This window comes from Rahnella sp. P4_A8 (genome assembly GCF_056402435.1).
This window is the reverse complement of sequence record NZ_JBFUHK010000232.1, coordinates 1-1,381: the sequence shown is the minus strand read 5'-3', so window position 1 is coordinate 1,381 and position 1,381 is coordinate 1. Positions and strand designations below refer to the sequence as shown.

The 1,381-nt window shown below is 54.6% G+C and carries 1 protein-coding gene; it reads right to left on the bottom strand.

What is annotated here, in order from left to right:
* On the bottom strand, window positions 1-1,381 hold a 1,381-nt coding region (locus AC1DUO_RS24995; RefSeq protein ID WP_477989371.1), incomplete at both ends, for a TipJ family phage tail tip protein.

The window sequence follows — 1,381 nt, the reverse complement described above, 5'->3', positions numbered from 1 at the left end:
GGTGAATACTGCGTGTCACCTGATCCCGACATCAGCACGAACTGGTTTGCGTTAAAGCCCACCCGCGTCACCACCGGCTGGCCTGCCTGCGCCAACACAGCGATAGACATCCCGGCGTTGTACATCACTCCACCGATCCGCACACCGGTTTTCAGGGTGTAAATTGCTGAAGCACCACTGGCATCAACAACGGCCGTTAGTTTGTCCTCAAGCGCTGCCGTCACGTCTCCGATTTGCGCTTGCACTTGAGTAGTCAAATCAGCCATCGCCTGATCAACCTCGGCGACAGTAGTTTTTACGGTCAGAATATMAGCCCTAACCTCACCGTTCTGAGCGAACTGGTGATCAATGGTCGAATTGAGGTTTAAGGCGTTCTGCAGGATGGCATCGATGTTGGTTTCAATGTCACCCGTCAGCCGGTCACCATCGGCAGAACTCAGGAAGTCATCAGCGATATCGCCCAGGTAATCATCTGCATTATCGTTCACCATCCCTCTGATCCAGTCGGTATACCCTGACTCATTTCCGGTTTTATCCACCAGTTGAGCGCGGTACCAGAATACCTGACCGGCCCTTAACCCCAGTTGCGTATAAATTGCCTGTGGATAGGGAGCATCAGACAACAGAAGAGGATTAGACTGATCAGAATTCGGCGTGTACTGAATCTCTGTTTTCAGCGTGTCCGAGGTGTTTTCCGGGAAGCCCCAGTTCAGCTGAATACCCCAGTTGATGCCGGTGGCCGTGAAACCTACCGGCTTCGGTGGGTTCCCCTCTTTGCCGGTCAGGGTAACTTCAACCGAGTAGCCCCAGCCACTCGATATCTCTGCCACATTAATCGCTCGCACACGAACCAGGTAACGACCAGCATAAATGCCAGGCACTTCAAACGACGTGGTAGAGCTGCGCGGAACGTTTACCCAGTTCCCATCGTTACGGCGCCACTGCGCCTCATAAGCGATAGCGTTTGTCGTTGCGTCCCACGTAGCCCGCATGGTCTGAACGCTGATCCCCTGATTGACCACAGAATAAGACCCGATCTGAATATTGGCAGGGGCAGACTGGCTGCCCGGCGGGATAACACTGATCGGGCGTTCGTCGATGATGGCGCCGGTATCGATGCGCGCGTATTTATCCGGGTCGTGATACGCCGCGGAAATGGTGAACGTATTGTCGTTGTTGTCAGCCACGCTAAGCACGCGGTATTGCTGCGCATACAGCTCGTCTGACTCAACTACCCAGACGCTTTCGGACTCTGGTGTTTCGCTGTAAGCCGTGGTGACGGTGACAACCTTCCCCGACACCGACTGAATTGTGCGTGACTGAGCTGCACCTGATGGAAGGTTTAAAATCAGCCGGCCACCGGCGGCGGCATCAGGAACAC